This is a genomic window from Mesorhizobium sp. M1252, from assembly GCF_040318265.1.
In the GTDB taxonomy this organism is placed as follows: Bacteria; Pseudomonadota; Alphaproteobacteria; order Rhizobiales; family Rhizobiaceae; genus Mesorhizobium.
Map to the genome: position 1 here is coordinate 331,002 of NZ_JAMYLX010000004.1, position 17,773 is coordinate 348,774.

General features: G+C 63.4%; 13 protein-coding genes. 3 read left to right on the top strand and 10 right to left on the bottom strand.

Annotation, left to right across the window (positions count from 1 at the left end; all coding sequences use genetic code 11):
* Position 1: 1 nt before the first annotated feature.
* From NKH22_RS10820 to NKH22_RS10830, 3 genes are all read right to left on the bottom strand, one after another.
* The gene (locus NKH22_RS10820; RefSeq protein ID WP_352909506.1) at positions 2-2,413 is read right to left on the bottom strand and encodes a circularly permuted type 2 ATP-grasp protein; all 2,412 of its coding nucleotides are present in this window, start codon (positions 2,411-2,413) and stop codon (positions 2-4) included.
* A gap of 6 nt (positions 2,414-2,419) precedes the next feature.
* Positions 2,420-5,779 carry a transglutaminase family protein gene (locus tag NKH22_RS10825; RefSeq protein ID WP_352909508.1) on the bottom strand — a complete coding sequence of 1,120 codons (3,360 nt, stop codon included), beginning with the start codon at positions 5,777-5,779 and terminating at the stop codon, positions 2,420-2,422.
* Between the two features lie 248 nt (positions 5,780-6,027).
* Entirely contained in the window at positions 6,028-7,224 is a 1,197-nt protein-coding gene (locus NKH22_RS10830) for an acyl-CoA dehydrogenase (RefSeq protein ID WP_352909510.1), read from the bottom strand.
* Positions 7,225-7,385: 161 nt separating this feature from the next.
* Between NKH22_RS10830 and NKH22_RS10835 the strand changes: the two genes are divergently transcribed.
* The 3 genes from NKH22_RS10835 to NKH22_RS10845 are packed head-to-tail and all read left to right on the top strand — an operon-like array spanning position 7,386 to position 8,905.
* On the top strand, positions 7,386-8,282 hold the full coding sequence (locus tag NKH22_RS10835) for a LysR family transcriptional regulator (RefSeq protein ID WP_352909512.1): 897 nt from the start codon (positions 7,386-7,388) through the stop codon (positions 8,280-8,282).
* Positions 8,283-8,335: 53 nt separating this feature from the next.
* A complete protein-coding gene (locus NKH22_RS10840) occupies positions 8,336-8,590 on the top strand; it encodes a type II toxin-antitoxin system ParD family antitoxin (protein ID WP_352909514.1) in 255 nt (84 codons plus the stop codon).
* A gap of 3 nt (positions 8,591-8,593) precedes the next feature.
* Positions 8,594-8,905 carry a type II toxin-antitoxin system RelE/ParE family toxin gene (locus tag NKH22_RS10845; RefSeq protein ID WP_352909516.1) on the top strand — a complete coding sequence of 104 codons (312 nt, stop codon included), beginning with the start codon at positions 8,594-8,596 and terminating at the stop codon, positions 8,903-8,905.
* A 39-nt stretch (positions 8,906-8,944) separates the two neighbouring features.
* On the opposite strand, the gene NKH22_RS10850 is transcribed toward NKH22_RS10845, so the two are convergent.
* The 7 genes from NKH22_RS10850 to NKH22_RS10880 form a co-directional block, all read right to left on the bottom strand.
* Positions 8,945-11,263: a Tex family protein gene (locus NKH22_RS10850; protein WP_352909518.1), complete on the bottom strand. Its 2,319-nt coding sequence runs from the start codon at positions 11,261-11,263 to the stop codon at positions 8,945-8,947.
* Between the two features lie 117 nt (positions 11,264-11,380).
* Positions 11,381-12,562: a serine hydrolase domain-containing protein gene (locus tag NKH22_RS10855; protein ID WP_352909520.1), complete on the bottom strand. Its 1,182-nt coding sequence runs from the start codon at positions 12,560-12,562 to the stop codon at positions 11,381-11,383.
* Positions 12,563-12,596: 34 nt separating this feature from the next.
* Complete coding sequence (locus tag NKH22_RS10860) at positions 12,597-13,793, bottom strand: serine hydrolase domain-containing protein (RefSeq protein WP_352909522.1); 1,197 nt, start codon at positions 13,791-13,793, stop codon at positions 12,597-12,599.
* Positions 13,794-13,852: 59 nt separating this feature from the next.
* Positions 13,853-14,887 carry an ABC transporter substrate-binding protein gene (locus NKH22_RS10865; RefSeq protein WP_023683465.1) on the bottom strand — a complete coding sequence of 345 codons (1,035 nt, stop codon included), beginning with the start codon at positions 14,885-14,887 and terminating at the stop codon, positions 13,853-13,855.
* Between the two features lie 23 nt (positions 14,888-14,910).
* Complete coding sequence (locus NKH22_RS10870; protein ID WP_023671766.1) at positions 14,911-15,711, bottom strand: ABC transporter permease; 801 nt, start codon at positions 15,709-15,711, stop codon at positions 14,911-14,913.
* On the bottom strand, positions 15,704-16,624 hold the full coding sequence (locus NKH22_RS10875) for an ABC transporter permease (protein ID WP_023828190.1): 921 nt from the start codon (positions 16,622-16,624) through the stop codon (positions 15,704-15,706). Before NKH22_RS10875 ends, NKH22_RS10870 begins: the two co-directional genes overlap by 8 nt.
* Positions 16,625-16,626: 2 nt before the next feature.
* Complete coding sequence (locus NKH22_RS10880) at positions 16,627-17,727, bottom strand: ABC transporter ATP-binding protein (protein ID WP_023699750.1); 1,101 nt, start codon at positions 17,725-17,727, stop codon at positions 16,627-16,629.
* Between the last annotated feature and the right edge of the window lie 46 nt (positions 17,728-17,773).

Sequence of the window (17,773 nt, forward strand, 5' to 3'; positions counted from 1 at the left end):
GTTAACCGAAGTACGCTTTGGCGAGGCTGTTGTAGAGGTTGCCGATCTCGGTGGCGAGATCGTCCAGCACCTCCGCAGACATCTCCGATGGCTCCATGACGGCAATTGCCGTGTTGAGCTGCAGGATTTCCTTGGCCGCCACCGACATATGCCCCTCCGGGCCAACCGACGGCAAAAGGCCGATCTCCGCCTTCAGCCGCTCGAGCTGGAACAGGATCGAGCGCGGGTTGAGCGGATCGAGCGCCAAGAGATCGATCACCGTTCGGCGCCCCGCCCGCACCGGATACTGTCGGCGGTGGGTCATGACGCTGTCGCCGATCTCCAGCATCATGTCGAGCGAACCGTCCGGCGCACTGGCTCGGGTGAGACAGGCAAGGGTGCGGGCGATCTGGATGCCGCGCTCGATGCGCCGGCCGATCTCTAGGAAACGCCAGCCGGTGAAACGATACATGTTCTCATGCAACAGGCCAGAGAAACCGGCGAGCTTGCGCAGCATGACCGTCATCGCCCGTGTCGCGTCGTCACCCGGCGCCACCGTGGTGGCGAACTGATGAATGGTCTTCGACAGGTCCTTCAGCGCCAGCCAGCCATCGGGCGAAAAACGGTCGCGGATCTGTCCGGCGCTGTAGACGGCGCTGTCCAGCGTACCGATCAATCCGGGTGGAATGGCCGCTTCGAGATCGATGCCGAACGGTTCCAGGTAATCCCTGACATCGGCGAGCAGCGGCATGTCCGGATCGGACGTTTCGGCCAGCCGCACATGATAGGCGCGCAGAATGCGCACCGTATCTTCCGAGCGCTCGATGTAGCGGCCGAGCCAGGTCAGGTTTTCCGCCGCGCGGCTGGGCAGGCTCCCCGGCATGGTGCGGGCAAAACTGTCATGCTCCTGCGGCAGCAGCGTCTCGCGCTCGACAGGCCGGTCGCTGACCACCCAGACGTCGGCCGCCTGGCCGCCGCGCTGCATGGCGATAGCCGTCGGGTCGAGCAAGAGGCCGACGCGAGCGAAGCCGCCCGGCATCACCGTCCAGCCCTCAGGCGTGCGCGCCAGATAGACGCGGAGGCTTGCCGGCCGCGGCTCCAGCCAGCCGCCGACATAGACCGGCGTCGTCGACAGCGTCACCGCTTCCTGGCCGACAAAGCCGCCGCCGTCGCTCTCGATGCGCGCAATCAGTGCGGTGCGTTCTTCCGGCGATAGCGCCGAACCGAGCCTGGTCTGGTCGTCGTCTTCGAAGGCAAGCCGCGTCGACAGCGCCGGGCCGACCACCATGCGGTCGAGATTGGCAAGCACATGCCGGCGTTCGCTGTCCTGCCCGCACCACCAGGTGGCGACACTCGGCAACAATAGCTCCTCGCCGCGCAATTCGCGCGAAATCTTCGGCAGGAAGGCGAGCAGCGCTCGTGTTTCCATCAGGCCCGAACCCAGCGCATTGACCGTCGAAACGGCGCCGCGGCGGATCGCCTCGACCAGCCCCGGCGTGCCGATCTGCGAGTCGGGCCGCAGTTCCAGCGGATCGGCAAAGGCGGCGTCGAGCCGTCGCCACAGCACGCTGATCGGCATCAGCCCGGAAACCGTGCGCACCATCAGCTTGCCGCCGGAGACGGTCAGGTCCTCGCCCTCGAGCAGCATGATGCCGAGATAGCGGGCGATATAGGCATGTTCGTAATAGGTTTCGTTGAGCGGACCCGGCGTCAGTATGGCGACGCGGCCGTCATTCTCCTTGGCCATGCCGATCAGCGCATCGCGAAAGCGGCGGAAGAAACCGGCGAGGCGGTGCACATGCATCTCGCCATAGATATCGGACAGCGCGCGTGTCGTGGCGACGCGGTTTTCCAGCGCAAAGCCGGCACCCGACGGCGCCTGCGTGCGGTCACCCAGCACCCACCAGTTGCCGTCGGGTCCACGGCCGAGCTCGAAAGCGCAAAAATGCAGGAAATGACCGCTGGCCGGCCTGGTGCCGGCGACCGGCCGCAAATATTCAGGGCTCGCCGCAATCAATCCGGCGGGAAGGATGCCCTTCTCGATCAGCCGGTTCGGCCCGTAAATATCAGCGACGATCTCCTCGAACAGGTCGGCCCGCTGCACGAGGCCGGCGCTGATCTCGGCCCATTCCTTGTCCTCGATCAGCAGCGGGATGTGCGCCAGCGGCCATTCGCGCTCATTGGCGCCGGCCTTGTCATAGACGCGGTAATAGACGCCGGCATCGCGCAGATACTGGTCGGCGCGGGCGAAGCGCTGGCCGAGCTTTTCGGGACCCAGTTCCTCCAGCGCTTCGATGAAGGGCGCCCAGGCCGGACGCGGATGGCCTGAAGCATCGACCATTTCGTCGACGACGCCGTCAATCGGCTGGTAGTGCTCCAGCAGACTGTGCCTCAGCGGCTTGCCGCGTATCTTTTTCTGATTCCCCTTTGCCATCGCTGATCAGAGTCTGGGTGGCCGCCTGAGGTCAAGGGTCATCGGGAAGTCTTCAGAGGCTTCTTCGTTGCGCAGCACATAGGCCGACGGCGTGTGGCCGCGCGGCTCGAAGCGGGCAAGTCGCCGCGCCTCGGCCTCATTGCCATTGACCGGGAAAGTGTCATAGCTGCGCCCGCCGGGATGCGCGACATGGTAGACGCAGCCGCCCACCGCCCGCCCCGACCAGCGGTCATAGATATCGAACACCAGCGGCGTGTTGACCGGCAGCGCCGGATGCAGGCCGGACGCCGGCTGCCAGGCCTTGAAGCGCACGCCCGCCACCGCGACCTCGCGGTTGTCGGTCACCTTCATCGGCACGATTCGGCCGTTGCAAACGATGGCGTGACGTTCCGGATTGAGGCCTTCGGTTCTGACCTGCAGCCGTTCGACCGAGGAATCGACGAAGCGCACGGTGCCGCCGATGGCGCCCTGCTCGCCCATGACGTGCCAAGGCTCAAGCGCCTGCCTGAGCTCCAGCTTGATGCCCGCGTGCTGGACTTCGCCGCAGAAGGGGAAGCGGAACTCGAGCTGGGCATCGAACCATTCCGGACGGAACTCGAAGCCATTGAGCTTGAGGTCGTCGAGCACGTCGAGGAAATCCGCCCAGACATAGTGCGGCAGCATGAAACGGTCATGGAGCGAGGTGCCCCAGCGCACGAAGCGGCCATCAAGCGGGTTGTTCCACGCACGGGCGATGATGGCGCGTACCAGCAATTGCTGCGCCAGCGACATGCGCGCATTGGGCGGCATCTCGAAACCGCGGAACTCAACAAGCCCAAGCCGGCCGGTCGGGCCATCGGGCGAAAACAGCTTGTCGATGCAGATTTCCGAGCGGTGCGTATTGCCGGTGACATCGGTGAGCAGATTGCGAAACAGTCGGTCGACCAGCCAAGGCAGCGCTGGGTTGCCCTGGCCCGGGTGCGGCACCTGCGCCATCGCGATCTCGAGTTCGTAAAGCGAATCGTGCCGCGCCTCGTCGAAGCGCGGCGCCTGGCTGGTCGGGCCGATGAACAGGCCGGAGAATAGATAGGACAGCGACGGGCGCCGCTGCCATTGCAGCACCAGGCTCTTCAACAGATCGGGCCGGCGCAGGAACGGGCTGTCATTGGGCGTCGCGCCGCCGACGACGACATGGTTGCCCCCGCCGGTACCGGTGTGGCGGCCGTCGATCATGAACTTGTCGGCGCCAAGCCGCGTCTGCCGTGCTTCCTCGTAGATCGCCGTCGTCGTCGCCACGCAGTCCTGCCAGTTGGCAGCCGGATGGATGTTGACCTCGATGACGCCGGGATCGGGTGCCACCCTGATGACGTTGAGGCGCGGATCGTGCGGCGGTCCATAGCCTTCGATATGGACGGGAAGGCCGATCGCCTTGGCCGCGTTTTCGGCGGCTGCGACGAGTTCGAGATAGTCTTCCAGCGCCTCGACCGGCGGCATGAACACGCACAGCCGCCCGTCGCGTGGCTCGACCGAAAGTGCTGTACGCACCGCGCCGCCGATCTCGGTGATCTCCTGTTCGACCCTATCCTGCTGGCCGGTCGTCGCCGTGAAAGAAATCGCCTGCTGGCGTCGTGCCATCTCGTCGGCGCCTTCCAGCTCGGCCGGAGCCGGTTCTGGCAGTATGGCTTCCCGCGCCGGCAGCGGTCCACGCGGCAGCGACGGATCGACCGGCACAATATAGGGGAACTGCGCCGGCGGCACATAGGGCAGCGTGCCCAGCGGCAGGCGGTAACCGACAGGGGAATCGCCCGGCACCAGGAACAGCCGCCCGCGCCGGGTCTTCCACTTCTCCGAGCGCCAGCGCGGGTCCGAAGCCTGGCTGTTCCAGCGCTGCACCGGCAGCACGTAGCCCGACGGCTTGGTCAGCCCGCGCTCGAACACTTTCGCCATGCGGCTGCGCTCTTCCGGGTCTTCCAGCTTGGAGTTGGACGGATCGACATTGTCGGGCAGCTTGCCTTCTTTCAGCAGCCATTCGGCCGGGTCCTCATAGGCCTCGCTGACCATCGCCTTGTCGATGCCGAGTTCGCCGGCGATTGCCGTCAGCAAGCTCTCGGCCTGCTGCGGCCCCACCTTTGCGTCGCTCTTTTCGCGTGCGATCAGCGACGGATCGCTCCACACCGGCTGGCCGTCGGTGCGCCAATAGAGCGAAAAGGTCCAGCGCGGCAGGCTTTCGCCCGGATACCATTTGCCCTGGCCGTAGTGGAGGAAGCCGCCCGGCGCGAAGCGTTCGCGCAATTTACGGATCAGCGCATCGGCCTTTTCGCGCTTGGTCGGGCCGACGGCGGCGGTGTTCCACTCGGCGGACTCGAAATCGTCGATGGAGACAAAGGTCGGCTCGCCGCCCATGGTCAGCCTGACGTCGCCCGCTTGAAGTGCGGCGTCGACCTTGTTGCCCAGCGCATCCAGCGCCTGCCAGCTTTCGTCCGAGAATGGCTTGGTGATGCGCGGATGTTCGGCAATGCGGTCGACACGCATGTCGAAGCCGAACTCGACATTGGCAAAGCTCGCCATGCCGGAAATGGGCGCGGCGTTGCGGAAATGCGGCGTGGCCGCCAGCGGCACATGGCTTTCGCCGGTGAGCAGGCCGGACGTCGGATCGAAGCCGATCCAGCCGGCGCCCGGCAGATAGACCTCGCACCAGGCGTGCAGGTCGGTGAAATCGACAGCGGTTCCGGCTGGGCCATCGAGCGCGACCAGATCGGGCTTCAGCTGGATCAGATAGCCGGAGACGAAACGCGCGGCGAGGCCGAGATTCCTGAGGATTTGCACCAGCAGCCAGCTCGAATCCCGGCACGATCCCTTTTTCGCGGCCAGCGTTTCCTCCGGCGAGAACACGCCGGTTTCCATCCGCACGATATAAGCGATCTCCCGCTGCAGCCGCGCATTGAGGTCGACGACGAAATTGACGGTGTTGGTGGCGCTACGGTCGATGGTTGCGAGGAAAGCAGACAGCAGCGGCCCCGCCGGCTCCGGCGTGCGGTAGATGGCGAGATCGTCCCTGATGTCTTCGGGGTACTCGAACGGGAAGGTCTCGGCCGATGGCTCGACGAAGAAATCGAACGGATTGTAGATCGTCATGTCGGCGACGAGGTCGACCTCGATCTTCAATTCCGTCACCGGTTCCGGGAAGACGAAGCGGGCCAGGAAATTGCCGTAGGGGTCCTGCTGCAGATTGACGAAGTGGTTCGCCGGCCCGACCTTCAGCGAATGGCTGAGCACCTTGGTGCGGGAATGCGGTGCCGGCTGCAGCCTGATGACCTGGGGCCCGAGAACCACCGGCCGGTCATATTTGTAATGGGTCAGGTGGTAGACGGCTGCCAGTATTGCCATGGGGCCCCGGAGATCGGCGTTTCTTCAGCCGAACCCTGACACATCTATTGGCCATTCTCCAAGCAGAGATGTTGCGCTGCACCTAAATTAAGCAGCCGAAGCCGGCTACGCTGTGTCGAGATTCAGGTCAGGCCGAGTCGAAAATGGCTGATACCGAGAACCGGAGCAGAGCGTACTTTTGGTACGCGAGCACCGGAAGCGCAGGTATCGGCCATTTGCAGGCCGGCCTCACTTGAATTCGGCACAGCTTAGAAAAACGCCTGTATCCCCGTCTGAGCCCTGCCAAGGATCAGCGCATGCACGTCATGCGTGCCTTCATAGGTGTTGACCGTCTCCAGGTTCTGCGCGTGGCGCATGACGTGGTAGCCGATCTGGATGCCGTTGCCGCCATGCATGTCGCGGGCCTGGCGGGCGATGTCGAGCGCCTTGCCGCAATTGTTGCGCTTGACGATCGAGATCATCTCCGGTGCCATCTTGCCCTCGTCCATCAGCCTTCCGACCCGCAAGCTGGCCTGCAGGCCCAGCGCGATCTCGGTCTGCATGTCGGCGAGCTTCTTCTGGAACAGCTGCGTGCCGGCGAGCGGCTTGCCGAACTGCTTGCGGTCGAGACCATATTGCCGGGCCCGGTGCCAGCAATCCTCGGCCGCGCCCATCGCGCCCCAGGAAATGCCGTAGCGCGCGCGGTTGAGGCAGCCGAACGGACCGCCGAGGCCCTTGGCGTTGGGCAGCAGCGCATCTTCGCCAACCTCGACGCCTTCCATCACCACTTCGCCGGTGATCGACGCGCGAAGGCTGAGCTTGCCGCCGATCTTCGGTGCCGAAAGCCCCTTCATGCCCTTTTCCAGCACGAAGCCGCGGATTTCGTCCTTGCCGTTGTCGCCCTTGAGCTTCGCCCAGACGACGAACACATCGGCGATCGGCGCGTTGGAGATCCACATTTTCGAGCCGGAAATCCTGTACCCGTTCGCGGTCTTCTCGGCCCGCGTCTTCATACCGCCGGGATCGGAACCCGCATCCGGTTCGGTCAGGCCGAAGCAGCCGATCCATTCGCCCGAGGCCAGCTTCGGCAGAAATTTCTTGCGCTGTTCTTCCGAGCCATAGGCATGGATCGGATACATCACCAGCGACGACTGCACCGACATCATCGAGCGGTAGCCGGAATCGACCCGCTCGACCTCGCGCGCCACCAACCCGTAGGTGACGTAATTGGCGCCGAGCCCGCCATATTCCTCGGGAATGGTGATGCCGAGCAGGCCGGCCTCGCCCATCTCACGAAAAATGCCGGCGTCGGTCTTTTCCTCGAGATAGGCCTCCTCGATGCGCGGCGCGAGCTTGTCGGCGGCAAAGGCGGCCGCGCCATCGCGCACCATGCGCTCATCCTCGGAAAGCTGGTTTTCGATCAGGAAAGGGTCTTCCCAGATGAACGCGTTCTTGTCGGCGGCCATGGCTTCGGTCTCTCCCAAATGCATGTCGCCCAAAAGTGTTCAGCGGTTTTGGGGCAACGACATGCATAAACAAAAAATCTCGGATGCCGGGCTTATCGGCCTCCACCCCGAAAAAATCAAACGAAATTGCATCACCGATCAATGAGCATTAGTAATAGACCATGAACGTCCAGCGCCGCCTTTTGCCGAGCACCAGCGCCCTTGCCGCCTTCGAGGCCGTGGCCCGACTTGGCTCCTTCACCGCCGCTGCTCAGGAACTCGACCTGACCCAGGGGGCCGTCAGCCGGCAGATAAGGTTGCTGGAAGAGCAGTTCGGTCGCCGGCTGTTCGAACGCGATAGCCGCAATGTCCGGCTGTCGGCGGCGGGCGATATCTATGCCGAAGCGGTTCGCACAGCACTCGGGCAGTTGCGCGATGCAGCACTCGGATTGATGAGCAATCGGCATAGTGGCATGCTGAACCTAGCCATCTTGCCGACCTTCGGCACACGGTGGCTGATGCCGCTGATCCCGGATTTCGTCACGAAGAACCCCGACATTACCATCAATTTCGTCACACGCATCGGCCGTTTCGATTTCGCCCGTGAGCGGCTCGACGCCGCCATCCATCATGGCCAGCCGGACTGGCCAGACGCCGACTCCACGCTTCTGATGCGCGAAACCGTGATGCCGGTGGTCTCGCCCGAATTTCTGGCCAGCCGCGACATCACTACTGCGGCCGACATCAGCCGCCTGCCGCTGCTGCACATGGCGACGCGTCCGGGCGCCTGGAGCGAATGGTTCGAGGAACAGGGCCTAAGTGCGCCGACCGGGCCCGGCATGCAGTTCGAACAGTTCGGCACCGTCGCCCAGGCCTGCATGGCGGGGCTTGGCGTGGCGCTGCTGCCGCAGGTCCTGATTGCGGGCGAGTTGCAGCGCGGCCAGCTCGTGGCGACGCCCGGACAGCCGATGCAGAGCCGCAGCGCCTACTACCTCGTCGTCCCACACGACAAACGCGGCCACCCACCGGTCGCCAGCTTTCGCGACTGGCTGCTGGGGCAGGTTGCTCAGCAGATTTGACTTGGCTCGGTTATCAAAGATTGATAATAATGGATAAAGCGTAAGGACAACTCATGCCTGCAAGCTACAGCATCGGCCATCGCTATGAGACATTGGTACGCGAGTTGGTGGAGAGTGGCCGCTATGCAAGCGCCAGCGAAGTTGTGCGCGACAGCCTGCGTCTGCTGGAAGAGCGCGAGGAGCAACGCGAGGCGAAGCTTGCAGCGCTGCGAGAAGAGATTCGCAAGGGTGTAGAGAGCGGTCCAGGCATTCCGGCCGACCAAGTGTTCAATCGGCTGGCAGCAAAATACAGCGGCGGAAAGCGATGACCAATGGCGGTCATCTTTGCGCCGGCCGCTGCTCAGGATGCCGAAGAGATCGGCGATTACATCCACGCTGAAAATCCAGCCGCAGCCCGGCGCTTCATCATTGCACTCAGGGAACGATGTGGCCGGATTGCAGATGCGCCACGTGGCGGCGTTCCTCGTCCGACCCTTAGGCCCGGCCTGCGTTCCATCGCATTTCAGCGCTATGTGATATTCTACACCGCCGAAGGCGATAAAGTGCGCATCGAGCGTATCTTGCATGGCGCTCGCGACATCACGGCAATTCTCGAGGGAGAGTATCCGCTCAGTGAGCCTTGAACCCTTTGAAGCGAATTGCTTACGGTCGCAGTAGAATAATTACTTCCGCTTCATCGCATCGGCCAGTGCCGCACCGAACGCACCCTGCGACGGCCTCTCCGGCTGGCGCTGCGGCGCCGGCGAACGTGGCGCCGGCTTGCCGCCGCCATTGTCGCGCGGTCCTTTCGGTGCACCGCCCTCGCCGCCATCCTTGCGCATGGAAAGCGCGATGCGCTTGCGTTTGATGTCGACGTCCACGACACGCACCTTCACCACGTCGCCGGCCTTCACCACCTCATGCGCGTCCTTGATGAAGCGGTCGGCCAGTTGCGAGACATGCACCAGCCCGTCCTGGTGCACGCCGATATCGACGAAGGCGCCGAAGGCAGCGACATTGGTGACGGTGCCTTCCAACAGCATGCCGGGCTTCAGATCCTTGATGTCGTCGACACCATCGGCAAAGGTTGCGGTCTTGAAGCCGGGGCGCGGGTCGCGGCCGGGCTTTTCCAGTTCGGCAATGATGTCGCGCACCGTCGGCAGGCCGAAGCGTTCGTCAACGAAGACGCGCGGGTCGAGCGCCTTGAGCGCAGTGCTGTCGCCCATCAGCGAGCGCAGATCGCGACCGCAGGCGGCGACGATCTTCTTGGCCACGCCGTAGGCTTCCGGATGCACCGACGAGGCGTCGAGCGGCTCGCTGCCATTGGCAATGCGCAGGAAGCCTGCGGACTGTTCGAACGCGCGCGATCCGAGCCGCGCTACCTTGAGCAGCTCCTTGCGGCTGGCGAACGGCCCGGTCGCATCGCGATGCGCGACAATGGCATCGGCAAGCGACGCGCCTAGGCCTGACACGCGGGCCAAAAGCGGCGCCGAGGCGGTGTTGAGATCGACGCCGACAGCATTCACCGCGTCCTCCACCACCGCTTCCAGCGAACGGCCGAGCCGGTACTGGTCGACATCGTGCTGGTACTGGCCGACGCCGATGGATTTCGGCTCGATCTTGACCAGTTCGGCGAGCGGGTCCTGCAGCCGCCGCGCGATCGACACCGCGCCGCGCAGCGACACGTCGAGCCCGGGGAATTCCGCTGCCGCAGTGGCCGAAGCGGAATAGACCGAGGCGCCGGCCTCGCTGACGATCACCTTGAGCGGCTTTGGCCCACCATCCGAAGGCATGTCGGACAGCATGTCGGCGACCAGCTTTTCAGTCTCGCGGCTGCCGGTGCCGTTGCCGATCGAGATCAGCTCGACCTTGTGCAGGCGGATGAGCTTGGCGAGTTCCGCCTGTGTGCCGCGCACATCGTTCCGCGGCGGAAATGGATAGACGGTCGTCGTCGCCAGCACCTTGCCGGTGCCATCCACGACAGCGACCTTGACGCCGGTGCGGATGCCGGGATCGAGCCCCATGGTCGGCCGCGAGCCGGCAGGTGCCGCCAGCAGCAAATCCTTGAGGTTGCGGGCAAAGACGTGGATCGCCTCTTCCTCCGCCCGCTCGCGCAGGTCGCGCATCAGATCGAGCGTCAGGTGCAGCGACAGTTTTATGCGCCAGGTCCAGCCGGCGACCTCCATCAGCCAGCGGTCGCCGGGCAGGCTGGCGCCGATCGCATAAGCATTGGCGATCATCCGCTCCACCGGCTTCACCGGCGAGGCATCGTCGGCATCGACCTCGATGTCGAGCGACAACACCTCTTCGTTGCGGCCGCGCAGCATGGCCAGCGCACGGTGGCTCGGAACATTTGCCCAGCGCTCGACATGGTCGAAATAGTCGGAGAATTTCGCGCCGGCCTCCTGCTTGCCGTCGACGACGCGGGCGCGCATGAAGGCGCGCTCCTTCATGTAATTTCGCAATTTGCCGACCAGATCGGCATTTTCCGCGAACTGTTCCGACAGGATGTCGCGTGCGCCTTCGAGCGCCGCCTTGGCGTCGGCCACCTCCTCAGTGACATAGGTCAGTGCCAGTTCAGCCGGCACCAGGGCGCGGTTGGCCAAGATCGCCTCCGCCAACGGCCCGAGCCCCCGCTCCCGGGCGATCTCGGCTTTTGTGCGGCGCTTGGGCTTGTAGGGCAGATAGATGTCTTCCAGCTCCGCCTTGGTGGTGGCAGCCACGATCTTGCCTTCAAGCTCCTGCGTCAGCTTGCCCTGCTCGCGGATGGAACTGAGGATGGTGTCGCGGCGCGCATCGAGCTCGCGCAGATAGGCCAGCCGTTCCGCCAAGTCGCGCAATTGCGTGTCGTCCAGCCCGCCTGTGGCCTCCTTGCGGTAGCGCGCCACGAACGGCACCGTCGCGCCCTCATCGAGCAGGCCGATCGCCGCGGCAGCCTGTTCGGGCCGCGCGCCGATCTCGGCCGCGATGATGGCTGCGATGCGCTTGATGTCGGATGCCATGTTGTTCCTGTGCCCAGTCGAAATGAGCGGCGACCATAGGCGCTGATATCAGCCACGCCAACCGCAGCGTTCTCAAGCGGCAAGGAGGTCCACAGGAAAGCGCCGTGCTTCCGCCGGTCAGACCATACGGCTCAGCGCCTCGAAGAAGGCAACGATCTCGCGTTCGAGCGCATGGTCCTCAGGCACCGGCTGCGACCCCATTTTTGCAATCACAACTTCCGTCTTCGGGTCGACGTAAAGCCACTGGCCATGGATGCCGATGCCGCAATAGGCGCCGTTTTCGTGGCCCGTCTGGTACCATTTGTTGCGATACCGGCCCTTCGGGAACAACGACACCATTGTGCCGCGCTGCCAGGCTTCCGCACTGCCACCGGTAACCGTCGTGTCGCGCACCCAAGCCTCAGGCACGATGCGGCGGCCATTAGCCACGCCTCCTTGCCGTATCATCTCGCCTATGCGTGCGAGATCGCGCGGCGTCACCGAAATGCCGCCGGCGGTGCGCGCCGTGCCTTCCATGTCGACGCCGATCGAGGCCTCGCTGACGGCGCCGAGCGGCAGCCATAGTTTTTCGCGCATCAGGTCAGCGAAGCGCTGTCCCGAAGCGCGCTCGAGCAGGATGCCGAGCAGGTCGGAATTGGGTGAGCGGTAGCGGAAGGTTTCGCCATGCGGTTCGGCGAGCCGCTGCAAGGTCAGGATGAATTCGCGCAGGCTTTCCGTGCCGCCGCCCGGATTCCACAGCGTCGCGCGGCGATAGCGGGCAAAGGCGCTTTCCGGGTCGAGATAGGCCTCCTCGAAATCCAGGCTGACGCTCATGTCGAGCACATGCCGGCAGCTTGCATCGGCGTAGGCCGAGCCGGCGGCTTCGGGGATGTAGGCTGTCAACGGCGCCTCAGGGTCGAACACGCCCTCGCCTTCCAATATGCCGGCGACGATCGCGGTGACCGACTTGCTGATCGAGAAGATGATGTGGCGGGCGCCGAAATCCATATTGGGCGCAAACCAGTCGCCGATGATCTTGCCGCCCTTCATCACCGTCAGCGCGTCGCTGCTCGAACGCGCCAGGAATTCGGCCACCGTTTCCGGCGCGCTGGCGATCGAAACCTTTTCGCCGAGCAGCCCGCCAAGGTCCCGCGCCGGCGCCTCGACGCCTCCAGGCGTCGCCGCCACGGGAGCGGTCGGCACCAGTTCACCAAGGTTCTGGAACGACCACCGGTTGAACGGGCTTTCGCGCCAGTTGGAAAGCAACACCTCGTTACGGCGAAAGCCGTAGCGGGTCTCGAACGCGGTCTTGGCGGTCATGGCGTGTTCCTTCCAAAGAGCGTTTGTTGTGGGATCAGCCAAGCGCCTTGGCGATGGCGTGCACCGCCTTCAACGTCGCCACGGAATAGGCGACATCGCTGAAATCCGGATAGGTCGAAAGCTTGACCACGACCATGCTTGTGTCCCAGTCGATATGGATCATCTGCCCGAACACGCCCCGGCACATCAAAGCGCGCGAGCGCGGATTCTCTATCCAGAACTGGTTGCGGTAACTGCCTTCCGGCAGGCTCGGATTGAAGTCCGGCCCATGCCTGCCGTTGCGCGTCGCCTCGATCCAGTCGGCCGGCACGATGCCGCGGCCATTGTCGAGGATCAGCTGGCCGAAGCGGGCATAGTCGCGCAGCGTCGCGTTGAAGCCGCCATCGGCCAGCGCATAGCCGGCGCTGTCGACGGTGAAGCAGGCGCTCTCGTCGGCGCCGAGCTTCTGCCAGAGTTCCTCTGAGACCAGTTGCGCCAGCCGCTTGCCGATCACCCGCTCCATGATGAAGGCAAGCACATCCGTTTCGATCGAGCGGTACTCGAATGCGGCGCCATGCGGGCGCGCCTTGTCCTTCAGCCGCAGGATCAGTTCGAAGAGATGCGACGGCCATTGGAAAGCGGGATCGCTGTCCGGCGGCACCGGCTTCCAGCCGGTGGCGACATCGACTTGGCCGATATCAGAATAGCGGTCGGTGTATTCTTCGGAAAAGCGCACGCCGGTGGTCATGTCGAGCACATGCTGCACGCTGGCGCCGGCCCAGCCGGTCTCGCCGAGTTCCGGCAGATATTCGGTCACCGGTTTGGCCGGATCGATCAGGCCGCGCCCGACCAGAATACCGAACACCGAGCCTGTTACCGACTTCGCCATCGACTGCGACAGATGCAGCGTGCGCTCGGCCATGCCGTTGAAATAGCGCTCATAGGCGACCTTGCCGTCTTTGAGCACCAGGAAGCCGTCCGTGTAGGTCTCGTCGAGCAGGCCAACGAGCGTCGTCGGACGGCCCTTGCTGTCTTCCACCGGCAGCGCGTCGAGATCGGTCTCTGCGCGCTCAAGACGATGGCGATGGCCATTACCGCGCCAGACCTCGATGGTCGGCAGGAATTCGCGGATGTGTTGGAAGGCCCAGCGATTCCATGGCGGCCGGTCCCAATCGAGCTTCGGCAGCGCCATCTGCGGCGGTGAGCCCTGCATGATCGGTGGCCGCGGATCGCTGTTGCGATAGGAGTCCATGAAAGCCATTCCAAAGGAAAAGCCCGGCGGCCTATGCCGCCGGGTCTGTCAGACTGCGGTTATTTCTGCAGTTCGGTCCAGATCTTGGTGTAGATGTCCTGAATCTCAGGCGCGCACATCTTCTGGAATTCGCCCTGTGCCTTCGCAGCCTCCGGAATGACGACTTCCGGCGCATCCTTCATATCGGCCGGCATGTATTTGTCCGAGCCGGTAATGGCGTTTGCGTAACGGTGGAAGGCCGAGAGGCCGGCCGCGTTTTCCGGATCCATGATGAAGTTCTGGAACAGCTTGGCGTTCTCGACATTCTTGGCTTCCTTGAGAACGACGACGTTATCGCTCCACAGGCCGTAGCCTTCCTTCGGATAATTGTAGTGGATGGCCGGATTGGCCAACCGCTGGCGTAGCGCCGAGCCGTTCCAGTCGCTGGTCGCCTTGAAGTCGCCGGCGCCCATCTTTTCGATGGTGTTGTATTCCATGGCGATCCAGTTTGGCTTGGCCGCGACAAGCGTGTCGCGCACCTTCTTCAGCACCGTCTTGTCGTCGGTGCACTGCTGGCCGCCGACATATTTGATCGCCGCGAAGATAACGTCATTCATCTCGGGAACGACATTGGTCTTGCCCTTCAGCTCGTCCGGCGTGTTGAAGATGATGCCCCAGCTGTCGGCTGGTCCCTTGTAGGCATCGGTGTTGACGACGACGCCGACGGTGCCCAGCGCCCACGGCACGGAATATTTGCGGCCGGGGTCGAAGTCTGGATTGGCCCATTCCGGCGCCACGTTCTTGAAGTTCTCCATCTTGCCCGGATCGGTCTCCTGCACGAGGCCCTCCTTGATCCAGATCGGCACGTAGGTTTGCGACGGAACGGCGATGTCGAAGCCGGTGCCGCCCTGGCGTACCTTGGCGAGCGCCGTATCGTTGGAATCGTAATCGGTGATGGTCACCTTGACGTTGTATTTGGCTTCGAACTTTTTGATCACGTCGGGGCTGGTATAGTTGCCCCAATTGTAGATGTTCAGCTCGCCATCGGCGCTGGCCAGGCTCGTCGTTGCGAGCAGCGCCAACCCCATGGCGGCTGTCGTTGTTTTCCAGTTCATGGTTTTAGCTCCCATTTGTCGGTTCAGTCTCTTTTCCTGCTGACGAAGAAAAACAACGTGACGATCGCGACCGAAAGCAGCAGGAAGGCGGTCGATATCGCGTTGATCTCAGGCGTGATGCCGCGGCGGATCTGGCCGAGCATGTAGGTGGGCAGCGTATCCTGGCCGCCCGATTTGACAAACTCGGTGATGACGACGTCATCGAGCGAGATGACGAATGCCAGCATCAGTCCGGCCAGTATGCCGGGCCACAAAAGCGGCAGCGTGATGCGGCGGAAGGTCTTCCAAGGCGTCGCGTACAGATCGGCGGCCGCGCGCTCCAGCGTCAGGTCCATGTTTTCCAGCCGCGCCCGGATCGGCAGATAGGCGAACGGGATGCAGAACGCCGTGTGCGCGGCGATCAGATAGCCAATGCCGGAATAGCCGGTGAAGATCTTGATGCGCGAGAAGAAGATCAGCAGCGCCACGCCGGTGACGATCTCGGGCACCATCAGCGGCTGGTTGATCGCCGCATATTTGAAGGTGAGGCCCGGATAGGACGCGGTGCGCGTGGTGGCGAGCGCGGCCATGGTGGCAAAGATTGTCGACAGCACCGCAGCGACGGCGCCGATCTGGAACGAGCGTAGCGTCGCGTCGATAACTTGCACGTTCTGCCAAGCCGACTGGAACCAGCGCATCGAAAAGCCGCCCCATTCGGACGTCGAGTTCGCCGCGTTGAAGGCATAGGCGACCAGCACGATGATCGGCAGATAGAGCACGATAAAACAGGTCGCAGCGATCACCGTGAAGCCGGTCTGGTGCTTGATGGAAAAGTTCTTAGCCATGCCGCACCCCCGACTTGCCGGCATTGCGCACATAGGCAAGCAGCGCCACCATGACGATGATCATGACCGTGATCGACAGCGCCGAGCCGAGCGGCCAGTTGCGGCCCTGCCCGAACTGCAATTCGATCAGGTTGGACAGCATCATGTTCTTGCCGCCGCCAAGCACGCTCGGCGTCACATAGGCGCCAAGGGCTGGAATGAAGACCAGGATGGAGCCGGCAATGACGCCGGGTTTGACCAGCGGGAAAATGATCTTCCGCAATACCTTGAATCGGGTCGCGTAGAGGTCGTAGCCCGCCTCGACGAGGCGAAAATCAAGCTTCTCCATGCTGGCATAGATCGGCAGCACCATCAGCGGCAGATAGACATAGGCCATGCCGATCAGAATCGCCGTGTCGGTGAAGAGGATCTGCACCGGCGCCGAGACGATACCAAGCTTGATAAGGATGGTGTTGATGATGCCTTCGTTGCGGATGATCTGCAGCACGGCGAAGGTGCGGATCAGAAGGTTGGTCCAGAACGGAATGGTGATCAGGAACAGCCAGAGATCCCTGGTTTTCTCGCTGCGCGTCGCCATGAAATAGGCGGTTGGAAACCCCAATGCCAAAGTGGCGATCGTCGTTATCACCGCCAGCTTGATCGAGCGCCAGAAGATGGTGACATGCGCTGCCGCAAGCGAAAGCGTATCGTCGAAAATGTCGCGTTCCATGAACACCGACAGCCAGGCATCGGGCGAGAACTGCCACTTCACATCGCCATAGGGGCCAGGCGTCAGGAACGAGTAGATCAGCACGATCAGCAAGGGGCCGGTCGCGGCGAGGAAGATCACCAGCAAGGCTGGCGCTGACAGCAGCCAGCGGTCGCGCACATCGCGTCGCTGCGCTGCCTTGGCGACTTGTTCCGCGGTCGCCATGATCAGTCCTTCAGCACTTGCGCGGCGTCGTTGCCGATCGTGATGCCGATCTGGCCGCCCTGCACGAAGCCGTCACCGGCGCCGCGGCTGTTCTGACGCCGCACGATGAACGGCTCGCCACCGGCAAGGCGCAGATGGAAGTGCGTGTCGGTGCCGAGATAGACGATGTTTTCGACGGTGCCGGACAGCGAAGCGCTCGGGCTGGCCGTGCCCAACTGCGCATGCTCTGGGCGCACGACGATGGTGACCTTGCCGCTGGGGCTGAAGCCTTCCGGCAGCGAGGCTGGGATTTCCACACCAGACGGCAGCTTCACCGTCGCCCGGCCACCAGTCGCGCTAACCACATCCGCCTTGAGGAAGTTCGACTCGCCGATGAAGTCGGCGACGAAACGCTCGGCCGGCCGGTCGTAGATGTCGCGCGGCGAGCCGACCTGCAGGATTTTGCCCGACGACATCACCGCGATGCGATCCGACATGGTCAGCGCTTCCTCCTGGTCGTGGGTGACGAAGATGAAGGTGATGCCCGTCTCGTGCTGCAGCCGCTTCAATTCGATCTGCATTTCCTTGCGCAGCTTGTAGTCCAGGGCCGAGAGCGGTTCGTCGAGCAGGAGCACCTTGGGCTGCGGCGCCAGCGCCCGGGCGAGCGCCACGCGCTGCTGCTGGCCGCCGGAGATCTGGCTGGTGCGGCGGCCCGCCAGCGCCTCCATCTTCACCAGTTTCAGCATCTCGGCGACGCGCGCCTTGATCTCGGCCTTCGGCTTGCCCAGCATTTCCAGGCCAAAGCCGATATTGTCGGCGACCGTCATATGCGGGAACAGCGCGTAGGATTGGAAGACGGTGTTGACCGGTCGCTTGAAGGGCGGCAACGGCGCGATGTCCTGGCCGTAGAGGAGGATTTCGCCGGCGGTTGGAAAGTCGAAGCCGGCAATCAGCCGCAGCAACGTGGTCTTGCCGCAGCCGGATGGTCCCAGCAGTGTAAAAAACTCATTCTCGCGGATAGATACCGAGACCGTATCGAGGGCAGCGACCTGCCCCTCACCCGATCCGAAAATTTTACTGACGTTTACGACTTCAATTGCATTCCGATCCGGTTTTTCCGGCACGATACGCCTCACTGTTGACCCCGCTCTTGCTGGCGGAGTTTTTCCC

Bases quoted from the DNA above. Each gene is read 5' to 3' on its own strand.
- NKH22_RS10820 (WP_352909506.1), bottom strand. From the start codon at position 2,413: ATGGCAAAGGGGAATCAGAAAAAGATACGCGGCAAGCCGCTGAGGCAC.
- NKH22_RS10825 (WP_352909508.1), bottom strand. From the start codon at position 5,779: ATGGCAATACTGGCAGCCGTCTACCACCTGACCCATTACAAATATGAC.
- NKH22_RS10830 (WP_352909510.1), bottom strand. From the start codon at position 7,224: ATGGCCGCCGACAAGAACGCGTTCATCTGGGAAGACCCTTTCCTGATC.
- NKH22_RS10835 (WP_352909512.1), top strand. From the start codon at position 7,386: ATGAACGTCCAGCGCCGCCTTTTGCCGAGCACCAGCGCCCTTGCCGCC.
- NKH22_RS10840 (WP_352909514.1), top strand. From the start codon at position 8,336: ATGCCTGCAAGCTACAGCATCGGCCATCGCTATGAGACATTGGTACGC.
- NKH22_RS10845 (WP_352909516.1), top strand. From the start codon at position 8,594: ATGGCGGTCATCTTTGCGCCGGCCGCTGCTCAGGATGCCGAAGAGATC.
- NKH22_RS10850 (WP_352909518.1), bottom strand. From the start codon at position 11,263: ATGGCATCCGACATCAAGCGCATCGCAGCCATCATCGCGGCCGAGATC.
- NKH22_RS10855 (WP_352909520.1), bottom strand. From the start codon at position 12,562: ATGACCGCCAAGACCGCGTTCGAGACCCGCTACGGCTTTCGCCGTAAC.
- NKH22_RS10860 (WP_352909522.1), bottom strand. From the start codon at position 13,793: ATGGACTCCTATCGCAACAGCGATCCGCGGCCACCGATCATGCAGGGC.
- NKH22_RS10865 (WP_023683465.1), bottom strand. From the start codon at position 14,887: ATGAACTGGAAAACAACGACAGCCGCCATGGGGTTGGCGCTGCTCGCA.
- NKH22_RS10870 (WP_023671766.1), bottom strand. From the start codon at position 15,711: ATGGCTAAGAACTTTTCCATCAAGCACCAGACCGGCTTCACGGTGATC.
- NKH22_RS10875 (WP_023828190.1), bottom strand. From the start codon at position 16,624: ATGGCGACCGCGGAACAAGTCGCCAAGGCAGCGCAGCGACGCGATGTG.